Here is a 20,566-nt window from a genome sequence, read left to right on the forward strand (position 1 = left end):
GACAACGGCAGCGCGTCGATAAACGTCATGCCGCAGCAACGCGAGATGATATCATTCAATGGTGAGATTGAACTGCACGAATGACGCCACAACGGCGACCTTGAGAAAAACCATTTTGGGGATAGACGCATAGACTAAAATGTAAACATTTCGGACGTCAGCCGAACAATTAACGCTCTCAGAGCAGCGATGCTATTCACAAATACGGGATTTTACATGAAAAACGCCCCAAATAGGGCGTTTATGTTAAGTCTTTATCATTCAACACATTACGCACGCTGAGCAACAAAACAGCAAGAGTTAAAAAATATTACTCGCCCACTTACGGTGCGAAAGTGGGCCTTTTACGAAGTGAAAGCAGGCCGTTTTCTACTCAAAAGTCATAGATTAAGGCACAAAAAACGCATGTTTTGGCTCGTTTAAAACAGCTAAAAGCAAACGTATGTTAATTAAGAAGACATACAAGCGCATTAAATTTAACATCCGTTACATATCAGATTTCTAGATTGAAAAATTATTTTGTCCTAAATTTTTACTACCAGCCAAACTATATGTCAAGGAGCCTTACAGTCAAGAAACAGCATTCTTATGCGAAGCAAAAAATACGTTTGATTCTTATGTTGTAAGACCTAAACCAATTATACATATTGTCTTAATTCAGCAAAAATCAAAAAATTAAGATGCATATATATAAAAGCAGCAAATCATAATTGGTCTGTGCCTAGTTTCGTTTCTCAATCTTCCATTATTACTTCTAAATAAAAAAGGAACGCGCCGTTGTTGCGCGTTCCTTTTTTTAAAGAAAGAGAGTGTTTATTTCTTGGTTACGTTAAGTTTGGCAACCTTACTGCCGGCCTTAACCAGATATATACCTTCGGGGCGGCTGTTCATATCGATACATACAGCATCGGCAGAACGGGCTGTAGCCGTAGCCACTACATGTCCGGCTGAATCATAGACAAATACAGGCATGCCTGCCTCAAGTCCGTAGACATAAATGCTGCTGCCGTCTGCTGTGATGCGTATGCCGTCGTTTCCGTCAACGGTCTCTATGCCGCTGGTGAACACGCGCACGATGTTAGAGCCAACCTCGCCATAGCCAGAGTAAACAGCCTTAACCTGATATTCGTTGTATTCTGTAGTCTTGGCCGTGTTGTCGAGATAAGAAGTCTCGGCTATCGGAGCTGCAGTGAGTCTGCCTCCGTTGCAGTAGACATTGTATCCCTCGAAGCCAAAGAGTGGCGACGTAGACTCGCTGACAGCCTGGGTGCGCAGTCTGACATCGGCAGACGGAGCCTTTCGTGATGCGACGTTGAACGCGCCGAAGGCCGGAGCCAGAGCGGCCGAACTGAAGTCGGCATAAGGACGCAACACTATCGTTATGTTCCAGTTGCCGTCGATATCATTGTCGGTCAGTGTCTCCCATGTAGTTCCGTCAGAAGAGTAGAGGTCACCCTTGCCGACAACGGCAGGTCCCTCATCGTATCCGAGCGGTACAGATATCTCATTGTGCTCAACATAGAGTACCACTCTGAGCGTACGGTCAGGATTAATCTGCAGCGGAGTATTCAGTTTGATGTTGTTGAAACTATACTGGCGCAGATTAGTGACATACTGCTGGCGCACGAGGTCGGTACCCTCATAAACGAGCAAGAACATCTGGTCGGGAACGTTATTTACATAAACCTCAACCTCTGAAAGCGACAGATGGCCGTAAGACTGCAAATCGTCTGATGTCCACTGTACGCCGGCGAAATATCCACCGCCGCTGGGCAGACCGGCAGCATCGTGTGCCGTACCGCTATGCCATCTGAGGTTGATGCCGTCGCCTATAGCCGGAGCACTCCAGTAAAGCTGCACTCCATCAGAAGTTTTCTCGGCAGAAAGCATGCCCGGAGCCTGATAGTTGTTGCTATAGTCTACAACTGCCGTAACAGGCTCTGACAGCTCGCTCAGACCGGAAGTAACGTAGATAGCGCTCACCTGATAGTTATATGTGCCAGGCAGCAGGTTATGATCAGTGTAGCTTACGGTCGTGACAGGCTCTTCATTGAGTTTGACACCGTCGCGATAAACATAGTATCCGTGTATGAGAGCATGGTCTTCTGTATCAACAGAAACTGCGTCAACATACTGAGATGTCTTGTCGGCATCGCTTCGCAAGGCCACGTATGCTACAGATGCGGGCAGTATGAAGCTGAACTTCTGCCAGTTTTCAGTTGTCGTGACAGTTGACAGTTTCTGGAAGTCGGCCTCCGACGTAGAGCTGCCCGACGATGTATAGACAGAAATAGAGCCTACGCCTTTGCTATCGTTCTCATTGCGTGCCACAAACGAGAACAGATTCTCGGCATTATCAGCCTCGCCTACAGGAATTATCAGCAGCGAGCTGTTGCCGGCTGCAGCCTCAACAGACTTGTCGCCCTGATAAGCCGTTGCAGATGTCACGGTCCATGCATCATTGCTGTTTATCCAGCCTTCGCGTGCGAATACAGAACCATCGGTCTGTCCTTCAGCGCTCTCATATACAGCGGCATTGAGGGTTGCGGGGTCAACGAACGAGAGGTTAACGTTGTAGCCGCACTCAGCCGGCACGGCCTTAATGTCAGAAGGAGGAACACAGTCGCCTGCGTCGACAATAGTAACAGTAGCTGCCTGAGACTTGTCAGACACAGAGCCGTCTATATAAACCGTCTGTACAGCATAGCTATATGTACCGGGGTCGGTTTCCTCGGTTGTATATGAGCGATATTTCAACGGTTTGTCGTTCACCTTTACATCGTTGCGGTAAACGTTGTAGCCCTCAAGACCGAGTATTGTTCCCGGATCAAGGAAGATGAAGCGCGCGCTGGTTGGTCCCTGCAATGCAAGTGCAAGAATGTTGAGTCCTTCCTTAGTAGTGATGAGCGACATGCCACCAGCAGCCGTACCCGTCTCCGGACTGAGTTCGGGATAATCCTTAAGGTCGACAGAAGCCATCTTCTTGCCTGTGATAAGGTCATACATCGACACTACATACGGATTTTCATAACCCTGCTCGAAGGCATAAAGCACGCCGTTATAATAAGCCGTTCCGGCCGCACCAGGATAAGACGGTCCTGTGCTAAGCTTGCTTCCTCGCTTATCGATGTAGATGGATGTCTCCCAGTCGCCAACCTCAAAGCCTCCGCGGCCGTTGTCGAGGTCAGGTATGTAAGCCAGATGGCGTGCTACTTCCGAGATAGAGATAGTGTCTGTAGCCACGCGCTTGTCCATGTCTATCTTATAAATCCAATTGCCGTTTGTAGAGGCATAGAAGTCCTCGCCGTCGTATGCAAGGTTGAGTATTCCGTTGTCGACACCGTCTATCGAGAATCCTTCAACAAACTCGCCGTCAAGTGTATACTTGTTTACAGCCCCCTTGACGCTGTGCATCGTGGTGTAGATATACTCGCCGTCTGAAGCCACGCCCATCTCACCTGAGATGTAGCCCTTAAACTGGTTGATATACTCAAGACAGCCGTCGTTAGTGTTAACCTTGGTTGTCGTAAGGTCTATCGGGAACGACATGCCACCTTCTACAGGCAGATCCCAGCGCAGACGCACCGTGCGGTTGAGTTCAACGTCAGCGTTGATATTGCCTGGAGCAACAGGAGTGCCAAGGTCTAGTATCTCTGCCGTTACACCTGAGGTGAAGCCAGACACGCCGCCGTCGGCATAAACAGAGCGTACTTTGTAGACATGTTTGCCAGGCTCTGTCACCTCATCATGATAAGTAAGCTCACTTATAGGAGCCGTGGTTATCTGAGCGTCGTCGCGGAACACCTCATAGCCTACAGGTGCGTCTTCTGCATCGTCAGCCGGTGCAAAGTGAGCGGCAATGTTGACGTTACCCGTACCACAACCCATACGTGAGCATGTTGACCACTCTGAGCCGTCGGTTGATATAAGATTGCTCTTTCCCTCTACGGCCGTTCCGGCATCCATACCTATAGGCATCATGCCCGCATCGTGTGCCACGATGAACGCAACAATATAGTCGTGTCCGCGCTCAACGGTCAGAGGCTCGCTGAGAGTAACGGTGTTGAACTGTCCGTACTTGATGTCAGAAGACTTTACAGTCTGTGTGCGTACGGCCTCACCGTCCTTGTATATCTTAAGAGAAAGGGCCTGACAAAGCTCCTTAACATAAACGTCAACCTTGTCGAGCTTCATGCCGCGATGCTCAATGAGGTCGTCGCCAGTCCACTTGGCTCCAATCCAGAAGATGCCGCCGTCGGCAAGTCCGACGCTCGTGCTGCATGTGCCGTCGTCGTAACGCAGAGTGGCCTCATCCTGACGTGTAAGTCCGGGCTGGGTCCATGCCAGCGATACATTCTTGTTTTCAGACACACTGGCGCTGAGTCCTGTCGGTGCGAAGTAAGGAGCTCCCACGGTCATCTTGTAGACAACAGAGTCAGAATGGTTGGTCTCTACGTCATTATAGATAGCCGTAACAGTGTATTTATATTCGCCACGTATAACGTTTTTGTCAACATAAGCAGTTTCTGCCAATGGTTTCTCGTTAAGGCGCACGCCATCGCGATATACATTGTATCCCGAAGGAGTAGCCTCTGCCTCGCCGCTCTTCCATACCAGATTGACGTCAATGCCGTTCTCGCTTGATGCCGTAAGCTCTACAGGGCGCGGTGTGACGCAAGGACCGACAGCCGTATAGCTGACATCTATCTTTCCAGCATCAACGTCTGGCAGAGTGAATATATTGAGATCAGCAGAATAATCCTTGCCCACAACACCCTTTATGGCATTATAAGTAATCTTAACTTCCTGCTTCTCGCCGGCCTTCAGCACTCCAGCCTTTGGCGAATAAGAGAGCCAGTCGCCTGCATCACACAGCTTGTACACATAAATTCGGGCCGGTGACTGCTCCATTATGCCCACCAACGACAATGTTCCGTCAAACAGACTGGTTGTTGTCTCTATTCCGGCGCCATATATCATCGGCGTGTACTGATAATCAGGCGTGTCAGAAACCTCGTGCTTAACATCAGTAAGCCTGCGTGTATTGAGGTTATACTGGCGCAGCACGATGCGGTCAACGCCCTGATAAGACATCTCCTCATGTGAGAGCCACAGATAAGGACCGCCGGGAGTTGTATTGTCGTAAGCAGAACCGTACACGTCAAGACTCTCTTCGTCAGAAATGTTGCGCATGGCCGAAGTTATCTTGCCTTCACGGTTAATGCGGCATATAGTGTTAGAACCGCCTGCCCAGAACTCATCGCTCCTTGGGTCGTAGGCAATGTGGGTGATGTTTATCTTAGGATCGTCAACAATGGTTATAGTCTTGACAAGCCGTTTGTTGCGCAGGTCGAGCTGATAGATGACATTAGTGTCATCGCTTCCGTAGAAATAAGTTCCGTCGAACGCCATATCGTCCACCTTATAGTACATGCCCTCAACATCGAACTCTTCAATGAATCTTCCGTTGCGGTCGTACTTATAGAACTTGCCAATGTTGTACCATGAAGATGTGTAGAAATATTCTCCGTCGAAAACGATGGCCGACTGCAAATCGCCCGATGCGCCGAAGCTCTGCTGCAGCTGGAAGCGGCCAGATATGTCGCCAGAACCTATCTCGTGGTCAGCCAGCATGCGCCACATAACCTCACCGTCGCCTGTATTTTCAAGCGTCACGGTCTTTTCAACTTTATCTTCAACATTAAGGTCTTCATGCAGCTCAGTCTCACTGACAGAAAGAGCCGGAGTAGTTACATTTACGACCTCGTCGTTAGCTGAAGAGTTCTCAACGATCCATTTACCCTTATATAGGTTATGGCCTTCCTCGTCAATGACAATGGTATATGTGTCAGCCTCAATCTTCTCAAAGCTAATCTTGCCGTCAGCACCAGCCTTAGCATTATATCTGCCTCCGCCGTCACCTTCGAGCGAGATGCTGCACCCGGCAAATGGAGTTCCACCTGCGAGAACTGTCAGGCTGGCTGAAGTCCATTCAGGATTCCATACCTTTATGTCGTCAACATACCAATAGTCGATATAGAAAGCCTCCTCACCATGGGCACGGAAACGTACCTGGAAAAGATTCCCCGTAAGATACGGGCTGAGATCTATCAGCTCCTGGCGCCATGAATATGTACCCTCGTCGCTCAGATAATACTTGCAGCGTGTCCAATTCTTGCCGTCGCACGACACTTCTACAGAGAGTGTGTCGCCCGTGGTGCTGTTATAGTTGAGCATACGAAGGTCGAAACGCAGCCATGTGTTCTTGACATCTGTTGTATTGAGCTGTCTCGAAATCAGCGACTGTGAATAGTTCTTCAAAGAAGAATACTGATATGCAGCACAAGGATCAACAAGACCATAGGTATAATAATCTACACTCCACTTACTTGGATTACCGGCATCGTCAGCAGGTGTCGACCACTTGTCGGCATCAAGCACCCACGAACTGAAGTCGTCTTCGAAAGGAAGAAGCCTTATGTCGGGCACTTCCACATTGACAGACTCTGACATTCCTGTCTCGGTGCCATCTTCATAAACAGCCGTAACGGTATAAGTGTAGTTGCCGTAGTCGGGCACCTCGTCAGAATATACAAGACTAACAATAGGTTCAGCATTTACTTTGACAGAATTTCTGTACAAGTTGAATCCAACGAGCGGATTGCTTGCAGCAGCCTTAAGCGGGCGCACGTTGTTAGTGCCGACAAAAATGTCATCGATAAATAACATGAAAGCCTCATTCGATACACAGTTTATCGTAACATATTTTGCGTCCTTAGGTATCTTATAGCTCATCAGTGTCCATGTGGTAGGCACCTCTACATAGTCGCCATCTGAAACCCATATAAAGTCAGAAGCACGCTTGCCAGTGGTTGAATATCCCACACGGATGCGTTCAAGGCCATAAGTGTCATTATAGCTCTTTGCCCTGAAGCTTATCTGGAAGTCTCTGTCAAAGTTCAGCTCAGGCGATATAATAAAGTCGTTGCTCTGACCCTGAACGGCAAAGTCAACCAGCATCTTCGTGCCAGAATATGGCTTTGCATCGGGAACGTCGGCAACAGACGGAGTTGTCTTTGCCACATTCATAACGATGAATGCCATCTTGTTGCCCTGATTAGGAAACGATGTCGCAGCCCATGTATATGTCTGTTCATTGTCCATGTCAAGATACTCCCACCCTACACTGCCGGGAGAGTTGATGACAAAGTCAGGATGGCCTTCAAAGTCATCATAATATCCGTCGGTAGGCTCCGGACTGTTCCACTGCAAAGTAACAGTCTTGTCGTCTACTCCAACCATGTGCAGTCCGTCAGGAACGCCGTCGGCCGTTCCCTGCAACGACATCCGCGTAGGGGCAGCCCAATGCTGTGCTGCCGGAGGCGGAGCTATATGCTTTGGCTTTACTCTTAAGCTGTCGGCAGCTGATACGCTCAGAGCCGCAGCTGAAGCCAATACTGAAAGAAAATATCCAATATATTTCATCTCAAAACACATTTTATTTAACCATCAATTTGAATGTTTTTTCGTGTTCATTTCCAGACACCTTAACAATTGTCACGCCTTTATAGCCCTGCAGCGCAAACTTGCATGCATCGCCGTCGGCCACACCCGAATAAAGAATCTGTCCCGAAGGTGAAGCACAAGTTATCTTGTCACCGGCATGCAGACCGCCAAGAATCACCATGCCCCTGCCGGCCGTTGCATAGAGGTCGCCGCCTACAGGAACGAACACACCTGTTGCATCATATTTGAAGTAAGCTGGCTCGGAAGAGTCATAAAATAGAGAACCGTCACCTGCAGTTACCGTAATGGCATAAGTCTTGCCTGTGAGGAATTCACCGGCAGAAGTCTCGCCGATAGTCATCGTCGTACCGTCATCAGGTGTCGCTCCTGAAGCAAGCATATCCCATACATAGCCATCGTTATAAGACATTGTGAGATAGTTGATTGTAGCTGTACGGCCGCCGTAATTGAGCGAGAAGCGCATCTTGCGGTACTTCTTGTCTTTTACATAATTCTCCAACAACACCTCAGAGCCTTCAGTGTCAAGCGAGCTTACCTCCTTAGCCGGACCTACAGTTTCCCACGTCTGTCCATCTACAGTTCCTTCTATCTTAACTACACTCGTGCCATAAGGACCGCCTGACTTAAGGATAAATTTACAGTCGGTTATTCCTTCAGGATAGTCACGTGTCTCTACAACTCCATTACCATAGAATGAAAGTGTACCGGCTCTTACTTCGACATCGCCCGTAATATCAGCAAAATCGCTCAACGGAACGAACACAGTATTGTTGAACACTTCGTCTGTTACTTCAGCAAAATCAAGATAATATTTTGATGCGTTTTTAACCGGAGTCCAATCAACCTGCAGTGTACTGTTGTCCTTAAGTCCAAAATTGGTAATCTGAGGCTTTCCGAGCTTCTCTGTAAGATAGAATTGCCATAGCCACAGGTTTGTCTGAAGTTTCTTCGATTTGCATACAAAAGCGATATACACTTCTTTGCCTGCATAATCCTTAAGGTCAACCTCTTCAGGAACGGCTTCGCCAAAGCTGTCTGCAAAAGAGAAACGCTTGAGCAGATGGAAATCACTGATATCTCTTGACTCAGTCGATACGTATACATCCAAGTCTTCAACAGTGGTTGACTCCATCACACCTCGTATAAAATACAAAGCGCCATTCTCCGGAACCTTCATGCGGCACGAAATAAGCCAGTCGTCAGCATCGTTCCAGTAGTCAAACTGATATACTACGCCTTCTGTCGTCTCATCATAAATCCATGTAGTTCCGTCGCCGTTGTTGTCTACTATATTCCAGCAGTCAAGTTCACCGTTTGTCCATGAAGTAAAATCTCCAATATAAGGAGCCTCCATCACCTTACACTCCGTGGTGACAGGAACAGAAGCACCATATACGACAGAATTGTCTGCCATAACCATATATGCACGCACGTTGTAAAGACTGCCCGGCTCAAGTCCTGTTATCTCCGCGCTGACCTTATCAGACACAGCGTCAACCTCCACGTGTGTTCCTTCTATTGTAGGTTCGTCTTTCAAAGCCCAGCAGAAACCCATCGACTTAACGTCTTGAAGTTTCTTGACAATTGTAGCCTCTGCCTTCAGTGAGGTGTCACGAATAGACTTAGGCACCTCTGTGCGTATCACAGATATAGGTGTAACTCCACCATTAACTTGGAATGTCACCAGTCCGTCGGACTCGTTTATGTTGGTGACAGATACGTTTACGGAGTCGCCGTTCCAGTTAATGGCCGCAGGCGATGATGTGGGAGAGAACTCCGTATTGCCCGAACGGCCCGGATAAGTGTCGCCGGCACGCGAGTTTGTATCATCTATGCCATCGGCGGCAACAATATACATACATCTGTGCTTGGCATTATTGTTAGGTCCGTTTATCGACCAGTATTTCTCCACCATCTCGTCGGTATAGTCATAATGGTAAATAAGCAGGCCATGGGCCGGGATATACTTGTCCCATCCTGTCTGCTGGCGATTCTCAAGCACAAACCACTCAAAGCCAGTACCGGGAGTTCTGTCGGGCTGGCAGTCGATATATCTTGCCTCATTGTCCGCAACAGTCTTCAGCGTAACGTCCTCAGCGTCTTTCAGTTCAACAGGCGAGCACCATCCCATCTGCATGCGTTCAAAGGCCATGAGGCATGGAGGTGTGCGGCTGTCGTTGTTATAACTTCCTGATGCATAAAGACTATAAGCACCGGGATCTATACCGTAGCCGTCAGTATAATCGTCTGTGTCGTACATATCCTTAAGTCCGAGCACATGGCCAAACTCATGAGTAAACGTTCCTATACCATCCATCTTCACTCCGCTTGTTCCGACAAGCTCGGCAGAGCAGCTGTAATTGTTACATGTTATGCCGTCTATCTTGAACGCCTGATCTCCAAGGGTCCATGAGTGAGGCCACATGTCGTCTGCATTTCCTGTGCTTGCCTCGCTGTATCCGGCATAGATAACGTTGACGTTGTCCATATATCCGTCGCCGTCGTTATCAAACTGCGAGAAGTCCATGTCAGGATTGTCGGCCTTGGCCATTGTCAGTGCCTCGACAACCATATCGCGCGGATTTACGTCACCGCCGGCTGATTCGTCATTGGCAGCATAATAAGTCTGCTCATGAGCAAGAGTGTAAGGACCGACGACAACAAAATTAGGGATAAACTGCCCCATGGAGTTGTCTCTATAATAGTCTTTCACGCTTCCGGTACCTCCGTCAACAGAGTAGCCCGGCTCGTTAAGCCATTTTGTAAAATCCTCATTCTTGAAATTCATCGCCTTGTCTTTGAAATTGACAAGGATAACCAGATACTCACTTTCCTTAGTTTCAGCATTACTCTTAACCATACGAGGTGCAGAAACACTACGCGAAAGAATCTGTTCTGGGCGCTTTATATCTTTCTTTCTGAAAGACATAAGCAAATCCATCTGCTTGCGCACCGGAACCAGTTGACCGAGAAACTTCTGTTCGTCGGCCGAACGCTTTCCAACATTACTCACTCGCTGTGAAGTCAACAAGCGCAGCTTGTTTTTTTCATCCAGCCGTTCATACTTGAAAAAGCCATCCTTGTCCTTCCTGATAAGATAGCCGTCTACAGTGGTCGTGTAATGAAAATTCTCGTCTCCATGTATTCTAATAGTCAAAGTAGTGCCATCAGGCTGCACCACGGTAACTGGCCGGGGATTAGACTTGATGCCATAAACATTGACCGAGAAGCCAAGCGCGAGACACAGAATCAGAGCACTGAATTTCTTTGATCTTAACATTGATATTTGTATTAGTTAATGAAAAAAACGGAAAGGCCTGACTCTTCAGACCTTTTCCGTGTATAATTTTTTGTATCAGTTATTTACAACTACTTTTACTGCCTTGTTATCAACTTTCACTACATACAGTCCCTTTTCAACATTGAATGTTGTCTGCCCCTTAATATAAGCAGAGCTTACCAGCTTGCCGGTCAGGTCGTATACATATACGCTTGCACCTTCTGCTGACGGAGTAACTGATATGCAGCCGGCTCCGGCTGATATTCTCTCAGCTGCCATGCCTGTGCCTGATATACCTGTAGCTATATTAGCAGTTACTGTCACTACAGCACCAATAGGATTCGTCTGCTCCAGCTTCATTATGTATCTGCCAGGAGTTTCAACCTCGTATGAAAGTTCATAAGAACCTATATAGTCAGGCGCAGAACCAGACACGTAGTTAGATGTTGCCAATACGGTGTTCAGGTCATCGCTCTTGTAAACAGACATCATGTAATAGTTAGATGCGTCAGCTGTTATCTTCAACTCACCCTTATCAAGGTCAGCATAATACCATACAGGATTCTGACGTGTTGCACTCTTCAACGTATTCTCACCTATGGTAAGCTCTATCGGATTATCAGAAGACTCACCCGGCTCAAAGTCGCGCAAGTTGAACATCACCTTTTTGCCTTCCTGTGCAGACAAGGTTACTACCTCAACATAGAAGATATCTCCCTCAGACGCCACGAAATCGCCATAGGACAGCGTACCTTCACTGTCTGACTTTGTTATATCCACATAATTACTTTCTTCTCCACGCCATACACGTACCGTAGACGACTGATATGAAGCATTGTTCTCATAATTGATGTCTGAGCTTACCTCAAGCATGCCTGCAGATGCTGCAACATACTTGTACCATGTTGTCTGTGCCGCCATAGGCACGTCGGCTGATGTTCCGTCAACGGCAATGGCAGTCTCACGAGACTCTCCTTCGGCATATTCAGCTTCCTCAAGTTCAAAAGAGCCTGAACCTGAAAGACCTGACAGTTTAATTATATACTCTGTGCCTTTCTCTATTTCTGTCTTTACAGAAAATCCGCTCTGAACGGCAGTACGATAAGATACATATGAGCCGGAAACTATAGGGAACTCGACCTTTATTGTAGGATCAGAAGGGGTTATCACCAGCCATCCATTCATAGTTGCCGTATAGCTGAAATACTTGTCGTTTACGCCTTCAAGATTATTGGTACCGACTACAGCTTGAATGGGGTTTGAGTAAACCTCTCCCTCACCGATGTCTTCAACAGCGACATTATATTTAAATCCATTGATATCCTCATCGAGATTCCAGCATATAATATAAGCAGCACCGCCCTTCACCTCAGCTTTCACATCTTTTGTGCCTGACGCCAGCGGCGAATACATGTTAGTCTGTTCATATATTGAAACCTTTGTTCCTGAGCTCAACATCTCGGCATCACTGGTTACCTTCAGGAACTTTGAAGTCTCAGCCTCGCCTGGTATTTCTACTTTATAATAATATGTGCCGTTATAATCTGGAAGTGTATTCTCACCAAGATTTATCGCCATAGGATTGTCAAACGAATCGCCCTCGCCTGCTGCAGCAAAAGTCATGTCGAAATAGTCTGGTGTCGATGTCGACTCATTCTTCTCTATGCAAATAAGGTAAGTCCTTCCCTGCACAACATTAAAGCGGGCCAGGAAACATCCGTCTACTGTGGCTATCGGCGAGTACATTGAAGACGCATCATACACACTTACCGTTCCGCCATAGAGATACGACTCTGACTTCAGCATGACGAAACCATTTTCCGTTGCCACATAATCATACCAATATTTACCTATTTCTGCCGGCAGTTCATTATCCACAGCCTTGCCTTCAAAAGGATAGTCACTCGAAGATCCTAAAGTAGGATGCGTAATAACAAAGTTACCGATAAGCGGCGATGTGGAAGCCTTAATCTTTATTATATACACCTTTCCGGCTTCTACTTCAGTTTTGCCAACAACCGTACCGCTGACATAGCTCAAACTGACGCTCGTTTCCTCACTGCTGTTTTCCTCGCAGACAGACAGGCCTGACAAAGAGCCTGTAAAGGTCATCTCGAGCACACCTTCTTCTGAGCACTCATATTTTAGGTATGTAACAGAAGAGTATGTTTCTGTACTATAGTTACTTGGAATAAAGAAGTTACTCTGCCCCGTTACGTCGATAGCTTCCTCCTTGGTCTGTCCACCTTCGACAATAGCATTTTCTGCTTTCATGTCAAACGAAATCTCGCTTCCGCCCCTTGTGTTCAAAATAAGATAAACCGTCTGACCAGCCTTAACAGGAACAATACTGCCTGTTGCAGAGTTTATTCCATAAATCATTTTGTTGTAGGTACCGTCTTCAGACATCACATAACTTAACCCTTCACCTTTGACGGTTGTAAAAGTCAGCAATTGTCCTGACTCAGCCGGTGCTGTATACTTATAATACAAAGTAACATAGCCCGACTGACCTGTCAGATCATAACTGTTTGTTCCAACCTGCAAATCTAATGCCGTAGAGACATCAGTCTGCGCAAACAAACTGCATAAACAAAATTGTAGAAATGTTAAAAGTATTAACTTCTTCATAAGCACTAATTTAATGTTATAATGTTATTGTTTTTGCGACAAACGACGTATTATCTTATCAATTTGAGTTTAGATTTACCCTTATCTTATATTTTATAGTGCAAATATAGTAATATTTTTTAATATCAGCAAAAGATTATGTAATAAAATTCGAATTAATATACATTAATATAATTATTATAGATATATTTCGTTATTTTTAATACGAATAATAACTTTTTCAAGTCGATATCATACAATTTAATAGTAATTTCACATAAATTACAAAATAAACACTCGTAAAAATATGTTATAGACAGATACATTATATTTAAAAATACATATAATAAAAATGGCTACCAAGCTTACAGAACGGTAAAATAAGCTATATATATTTTCAAGTAGACACCAAGGCAAGAAATCGTTAATTTACAGAAAATATTATATTTTATACAAATCACGATTGCTTAAGAAAGGAGAATACACATCCGCAAAAGGAGCCATGTCATGAATCAAAAGGCCACATTTCAGCATACAAAAGCATATCTTTCATGATACATTTAGGTATATTTTGCATAACATGGAACAATACATTAAAATTTAAAAATTCTAAGTTTTATACATAAAATAATACCACTCATCCAATATCCGTCATTAACCATATTTGAATATTCCTAATCAAGACATTTATGAATAACAATGGTTTGCCAGCTTATACAATTAACAAAAAGCATTATAATCATCTCAGCATAATTTAACGAAAAACTCATCACTCGTCATATCCGAACATAACATATTGTGTTTCAGAGATATGTAATGTGACAAGTTGAGTATTAAACTCATCACGCAACAAGTAAATCATTATCTTGTTGTCCTTACCTAAATTTGGTTGACTTCAAATATATGATTCTCTCCATGATATCTGCGTGACGAGTTGACAGCCCAACTCATCACGTTCTAACTCTCTGTTTGTCAGGACATTACAGCAAATTACAACGTGTAATGAGTTACTAATGAAAAATATTCTTACAGCAGCCCAAAATCTGTGACAGAACACAGGAAAGCCATACATAAGAACATACAAAAAAGGTGGATACACATTGATGCGTATCCACCCTATTTATATTGAATATATGACTTAACGTCTTATTCAGTAAAACACTTATGCAGCCTTAACCTCTGATGTCTTGTTGGCCTTGCGACCTAAAGTGATGTAAGCAATAGGAGCTGCAATGAAGATTGAAGACAGTGTACCGAATACAACACCGAGAATCATTGCGAACGAGAAGCTGCGGATGCTGTCACCTCCAAGGAAGAAGATACAGAGCAATACCAGCAACGTTGTTGAAGACGTGTTGATTGTACGTGCCAATGTCTCGTTCAGAGAGTCGTTGAATATTGTCCAGTAGTCACGCTTCTTGTACAGTCCGAGGTTCTCACGTATACGGTCGAACACAACCACCTTATCGTTGATTGAATAACCGATAACGGTAAGGATAGCTCCGATGAACGTCTGGTCGATTTCGAGAGAGAACGGAACCAGACCCCACAATGCTGAATAGAAGCCGATAACGATTATCGTATCGAGAGCCAGAGCAACTGTTGAACCAACAGAGAAGGCAACATTGTGGAAACGGATGAGGATGTATAAGAAGATAGCTATAAGAGCGAATATGACGCTTATGATAGCTCCGTATGTGATATCCTTAGCAACTGACGGACCCACCTTGGCACTACTGATAATAGAGCCGCCTGCACGTACATCAGGATTCTTGAACACCTCTACGCTCTTCTGTGTCACCATGCCTGCGCTTGAGAGCGACTTGAACAGGATGTCTTCTACCTCGTTGTCAACTGCCGGATTGTTAGAGTCAATCTTATAGTTAGTTGAAATACGGATGGTCTTGTGGTCTGTACCCAATGCAATTGCGCTCACTGTACTGTTCGGGAATGCCGGACGGAGCACTGCAGTTACCTGCTCAGGCTCTACGGCCTTCTCAAGCTTGATTACATAGTTACGTCCACCTGTGAAGTCGATGCTCTTGCTGAGACCGCGAACTGCGAAGCTGATAGCGAACAGCACAACTGCAATACCTGCGATTGTGAAGGTCTTACGATACATTGACATAAAGCCGATGTTTGTGCCCTGCAGGAACTTACGAGATATCTTTGTTGTGAAGTTCTGGTTCAGCCACTTGTCTTTCTTCATCTTGTGCTCATAAACGAGACGTGTAAGATAAACGGCTGTGAAGAATGAACAGCAGATACCGATTATAAGAGTTGTGGCGAATCCGCGGATAGGACCTGTACCGAAGACATAAAGGATGACACCTGTTATGATTGAGGTAAGGTTAGAGTCGAAGATAGCAGAGAAGGCGTTGCCATAGCCGGCCTCGATAGCCTGCTTGAGCTGCTTGCCCTTGCGTAACTCTTCCTTGGTACGCTCATAGATAAGCACGTTAGCGTCGACGGCCATACCCAATGACAGCACGATACCGGCAATACCCGGCATGGTCAGCGCCGCCTGGAAGGAGGTTAGAATACCTAACGTAAAGAAGAGGTTAAGTATAAGTGCCAAGTTGGCCATCATACCCGGAATCAGGTCGTACATGACGATCATGTAGATCATCAGCAATACGAAGGCTACAACGAACGAGATAAGACCCTGCTGGATTGACTGTGCACCGAGTGAAGGGCCTACGACGTCCTCCTGAACGATACGTGCCGGAGCAGGCATACGTCCAGACTTAAGAGTATTGGCAAGGTCCTTGGTATCCTCGATAGTGAAGTTTCCGCTGATAGAAGACTGTCCGCCGGGGATTTCGCCGTTAACTCGAGGTGCGCTGTAAACAGCATCGTCGAGCACGATGGCAATAGCCTTACCCACATTAGCCTTTGTAAGGGCTGCCCAGCGGCGTGCACCGTCTGAGTTCATGGTCATGCTTACCTCAGGAGCACCTGTAACGTTGTTAAACTGGTCTGTAGCATCTGTTATCACGTCGCCTTCAAGCGGAGCACGTCCGTTGCTCTGTGTAACCTTTATTGCATAAAGTTCGAACACATTCTTTACAGAAAGTCCGTCAGCAGGCTTAGCACCCCAAAGAAGTTTCAGGTTAGACGGGAGCACCTGCTTGGCAAGTTCAGATGTGATAATCTTGTTGATTGCTGCTGTATCGCGTACGTTAGCATATCCTACAACGCTCAATGAGCCCTGCGGAGCCAACTGCAACATAGCCAGCAGAGGATTCTGCTTCTTTGCGAGAGCGAGCTGTGCATCAGTTTCAGTAGCCTTGGCAGCGCTCTTTGCGTCGTTCTTTATCTGGAACTTAGGCTTAGCCTCTGCCTTTGCAGGCTCAGCCTTGGCAGCTGTGCTGTCGCTTACGGCAGTTGTGTCAGCGGCTGTAGCAGACGAACCGGCAGCAAGGCGCTGGTTGATCTGAGCCAGATACGGAGTAACCTCTTCGCTGTTGAATGTCTCCCAGAATTCGAGGTTGGCGCTACCCTGAAGAAGTTTACGGATACGCTCAGGCTCGCGGATACCAGGCATTTCTACCATGATACGGCCCTGCTGTCCCTCAAGTTTCTGGATATTGGGCTGAACAACGCCGAACTTGTCGATACGGTTGCGCACTACGTTGTAAGAGTTGTCGATAGCCGACTGAACCTCTTCGCGCAGAGCCTTCTCCACCTCAGCGTCAGAGCTTTGTGTGCTCACCTTGCCCTTAAGCTGCTGTGTGGCAAAAACTTCAGCCAGACGATGTCCGGGCGCATTCTGATGATAATACTTAATGAAAAGAGAGATAAAATCACTCTGACTTGTCTCTTCCTCCTTCTTAGCCTGTTCCATTGATTTAACGTAGGCAGCGTCTGTCTTGTGGTCAGCTAGCACGTCTACAACATCAGGAACAGAAATCTCGAGGATTACGTTCATACCGCCTTTAAGGTCAAGACCCAGACCAATCTGCGTCTCCAAGCACTTCTGGTAAGAATAAATACCCAGATATTTAACAGAATCCTTGTAGTTCTGCTGGTCAATCGGGTCTTTAATCTTTGCTGCCTGACTGTCGTAATAGCTTGTTGCGACAGAGAAAGACAAATAGAAAATGCTTGCAAGCGTCAGTAAGACGGCTGTAACAATTACAATTCCTTTGTTTTGCATTTTGATTATTATTAATTTTTAATGTTTTTTCGAGTTTGATATTAATAGGGCACAAAGATAATTATTTTTTTAAACTTTGAAAAATTTAATGCCTCTTATTATTCATTTTAGCGGTTATTTTTATCCTTTCCACGCTTTTTGAGCCAACAATAAATGGGGTAATGGTCTGAATAGCCGATACTTCGGTCAACTTTGCACTTATAGGGCTGCCACAGCTTTGAGCACATTATGTTGTCTATGCGCACAAAGATGGCGTTGTGGTGATAGGATATGCCCGGACCGTTGCCCGACTCAACATAACAGTCGGTAAGCTCGCGCGCCAGAGTACGGTGAGTGTACGATATGGGGTTGTCGTTAAAGTCGCCGCAAAGAATCACGTTGTCGCCGCTATTCCTCACATATTCGGCCACGGCCTCAGCCTGCGGCGCACGTATCTTGGCCGACTCTCCCAGCTTTACTGCCAGGCGTTTCGACTCAGCCCTCATCGTGTCGCTGCCCGCCTTGCCCTTAACCATGTCCTTGAAGCCGGCACGGTCGGCAAGCGACAGACCGGAAGTCTCAAAGTGATTATTAATTACCGTAACTATCTCTTCATCTACAACAACTCTAAATGCCGCACTGACATTGTTCTTCGATTCATACTCTATACGTTCACTTGATTTTATTGGATACTTGCTCAGCAACACAAGACAATCTCCACCGTTCTTACTTCTCACCGAGTCAACATAGTTGTATACATCCTTTACGGCATTGCGTAAATTATCAGTTATAACTGCCTCCTGCAGACACACTATATCAGCGTCTGAATTTATTATATATTCAAGTATCGGATTGTCGTGTCCTTCGGGGGCATTGTCGCTGGCAAAATTATGCACATTATACGACATCACCTTTATCGAGCCAGGCGGCACGTCGCGGCTGATGTTTAGCGGCCAGTAAGTACGCACGGAAGAATAGCTGACAACAAAGCCAAGCAGGGAAATAAGCATGTACCTGCGCCTGAACACCGCGAAAAAGACTAGAAAGCAGAAATTGATAAATATAAAGCCGGGAAATATCAGTCCGATATTGGCCATTATAGGATGCTCTGTCGGATTGATGCGGTCCGACAGGCCTACCAGAAACATGGTAACAGCCGTTGCCACATTGGCCCCGGCTATTATCTGCAAAGTAAGGTCTTTAATTTTTTTCATTCACAATGAAGCACATCCGTCATGTGCTATTTTCCTCCGTCAAAGAGTTTACGTTTTTCCTCCTCGCTCAGGCTGTCGTATCCGCTTCGTCTAACCTTGTCGAGTATGCGGTCTATCTCGTCCTGTTCAGCCTTCTTGCGGGCGTTATAGTCCCAGTCTGATTCGTTTCTTGTCCTGTCATATCCTCCGGCATTGTCCGACTTGCGGTGAGAGCGGCGCTCCCAGTTGCTCTTCAGGTTGTCGAAGAACTGCTGTCCCTTCGACCTTCCGAAAGATCCTCCGCCCGGATTGTTGCGCCAGTATCTTATCAGCAGCCATCCGAAGAGCATACCACCGAGGTGGGCGAAATGAGCCACACTGCTGTTTGACGTGCCGAGAGCCGACAACAGCTCAACAACGATGTAGATGCACACAAACCACTTGGCCTTTATCGGCAGCGGAAGCGGAAATATGAACAGGCGCTCCTCAGGAAACAGCATGCCGAAAGCAAGCAGCACACCGTAAATGGCACCAGACGCGCCTACTGTTGTCCAAAGATTGAGAATAGCCGAACTGTTATGCGCCACAGCCATTATATCGCCGAAGCCAAAGCCCGGTATCTGGTCGCTGGCAAGCATGTAGAACTCGCCAAACTGTGTTATAAGCTGTATAAGTCCGGCACCGACTCCGCAGACCATATAATAGAAGAGAAACTTCTTAGGTCCCCACACATTCTCAACCACGCAGCCGAACATCCACAGGGCAAACATGTTGAAGAACAGATGCGTGAATCCGGCATGCATGAACATATAAGTGAAAAGCTGATATATCTGGAAATCGCGCGCAAGGAAGAAGTGAAGTCCAAACACGCTGTTCAAGTCGATGCCCTGACGGCCGAACACCCATGTGGCGGCGAACATAAGCACATTGATAATCAGCAAATTCTTTGTAATAGCAGGTATTCTGAACATACTCAAAATAATTTTTCTAGCATAATAAACGTCGGCAAAAATACTAAAAATATCTGTTATATAGCATAAAGCAGGGCATATACCAACTTTTTTTCATTAAATTCTTCACTTTTTTTATTTTTGTTTGACAAATAAAATGATTAGGCTATATTTGCGATAAAAATAGGTTGGGATAATTTTATACTCTAATATTTTAATAACAATTTTAATTATGAACAAAACAGAACTTATTGAAAAAATAGCTGCTGGCTCAGGTTTGTCAAAAGCTGATTCAAAGAAAGCACTCGACGCAACCGTTGCAGCCATCAAAGACGCTCTCGTAGCAGGAGATAAAGTTGCACTTGTTGGCTTTGGAACATTCAGCGTTAACGAGCGCCCGGCTCGCGAGGGTATCAATCCTTCTACAAAGGAGAAGATACAGATTGCTGCTAAGAAGGCTGCGAAATTCAAGGCCGGAGCAGAATTAACTGATGCTTTGAACTAAATAAAAGCTTCGAAAATACATAAGCCTGTATCCATGCGGATGCAGGCTTTTTTGTTTATCCCCACCGGCTGATGCGCTGAAGCATGTCAGCACCGCCATTTATGAGAAAACGGCAAGCAAACATACAGAATTTTCACTTTAAGCTAGAATATTCAGACCATGTTTTTCACAGGCATATCAGGCATCTGAAAAGCAGACGGTAAGACTTATACAAAAACTTAAAGATCAACCTTGCGCATGATAAAACAAAAGCATCATGCAGCAGCATAATGCCAGACTCAGGCGCATCAATAAAACTATAAAAGAAAGGGAACAGGAAATAAGTAATCTGTGAAAAAAAGAATTTGTAAGAATAAGAAATAG

At 45.8% G+C, this 20,566-nt stretch carries 7 protein-coding genes; 1 reads left to right on the top strand and 6 read right to left on the bottom strand.

The window, feature by feature from the left end; all coding sequences use genetic code 11:
* Positions 1-813: 813 nt before the first annotated feature.
* The 6 genes from ACU52_RS13675 to ACU52_RS13700 all read right to left on the bottom strand — a co-directional run bounded on the left by ACU52_RS13675 (position 814) and on the right by ACU52_RS13700 (position 19,719).
* Entirely contained in the window at positions 814-7,485 is a 6,672-nt protein-coding gene (locus ACU52_RS13675) for a rhamnogalacturonan endolyase family protein (protein WP_147630886.1), read from the bottom strand.
* Between the two features lie 13 nt (positions 7,486-7,498).
* Entirely contained in the window at positions 7,499-10,807 is a 3,309-nt protein-coding gene (locus ACU52_RS13680; RefSeq protein ID WP_082335306.1) for a M6 family metalloprotease domain-containing protein, read from the bottom strand.
* Positions 10,808-10,882: 75 nt separating this feature from the next.
* Complete coding sequence (locus ACU52_RS13685) at positions 10,883-13,438, bottom strand: T9SS type A sorting domain-containing protein (protein WP_147630887.1); 2,556 nt, start codon at positions 13,436-13,438, stop codon at positions 10,883-10,885.
* A gap of 1,141 nt (positions 13,439-14,579) precedes the next feature.
* Positions 14,580-17,576 carry a protein translocase subunit SecDF gene (gene secDF, locus ACU52_RS13690; RefSeq protein ID WP_053399195.1) on the bottom strand — a complete coding sequence of 999 codons (2,997 nt, stop codon included), beginning with the start codon at positions 17,574-17,576 and terminating at the stop codon, positions 14,580-14,582.
* Between the two features lie 107 nt (positions 17,577-17,683).
* Positions 17,684-18,769 (bottom strand): endonuclease/exonuclease/phosphatase family protein, encoded by a 1,086-nt coding sequence (locus ACU52_RS13695; protein ID WP_053399196.1) that lies wholly within the window; start codon positions 18,767-18,769, stop codon positions 17,684-17,686.
* Positions 18,770-18,795: 26 nt separating this feature from the next.
* Positions 18,796-19,719, bottom strand: a complete 924-nt coding sequence (locus ACU52_RS13700; RefSeq protein ID WP_053399197.1) for a rhomboid family intramembrane serine protease — start codon at positions 19,717-19,719, stop codon at positions 18,796-18,798.
* Between the two features lie 211 nt (positions 19,720-19,930).
* Here ACU52_RS13700 and ACU52_RS13705 point away from each other — a divergent pair, with 211 nt between their 5' ends.
* Complete coding sequence (locus ACU52_RS13705; RefSeq protein ID WP_021853382.1) at positions 19,931-20,203, top strand: HU family DNA-binding protein; 273 nt, start codon at positions 19,931-19,933, stop codon at positions 20,201-20,203.
* Positions 20,204-20,566: the final 363 nt, after the last annotated feature.

The sequence above is a fragment of the Xylanibacter rarus genome, assembly GCF_001275135.1.
Taxonomy (GTDB): Bacteria; Bacteroidota; Bacteroidia; order Bacteroidales; family Bacteroidaceae; genus Prevotella; species Prevotella rara.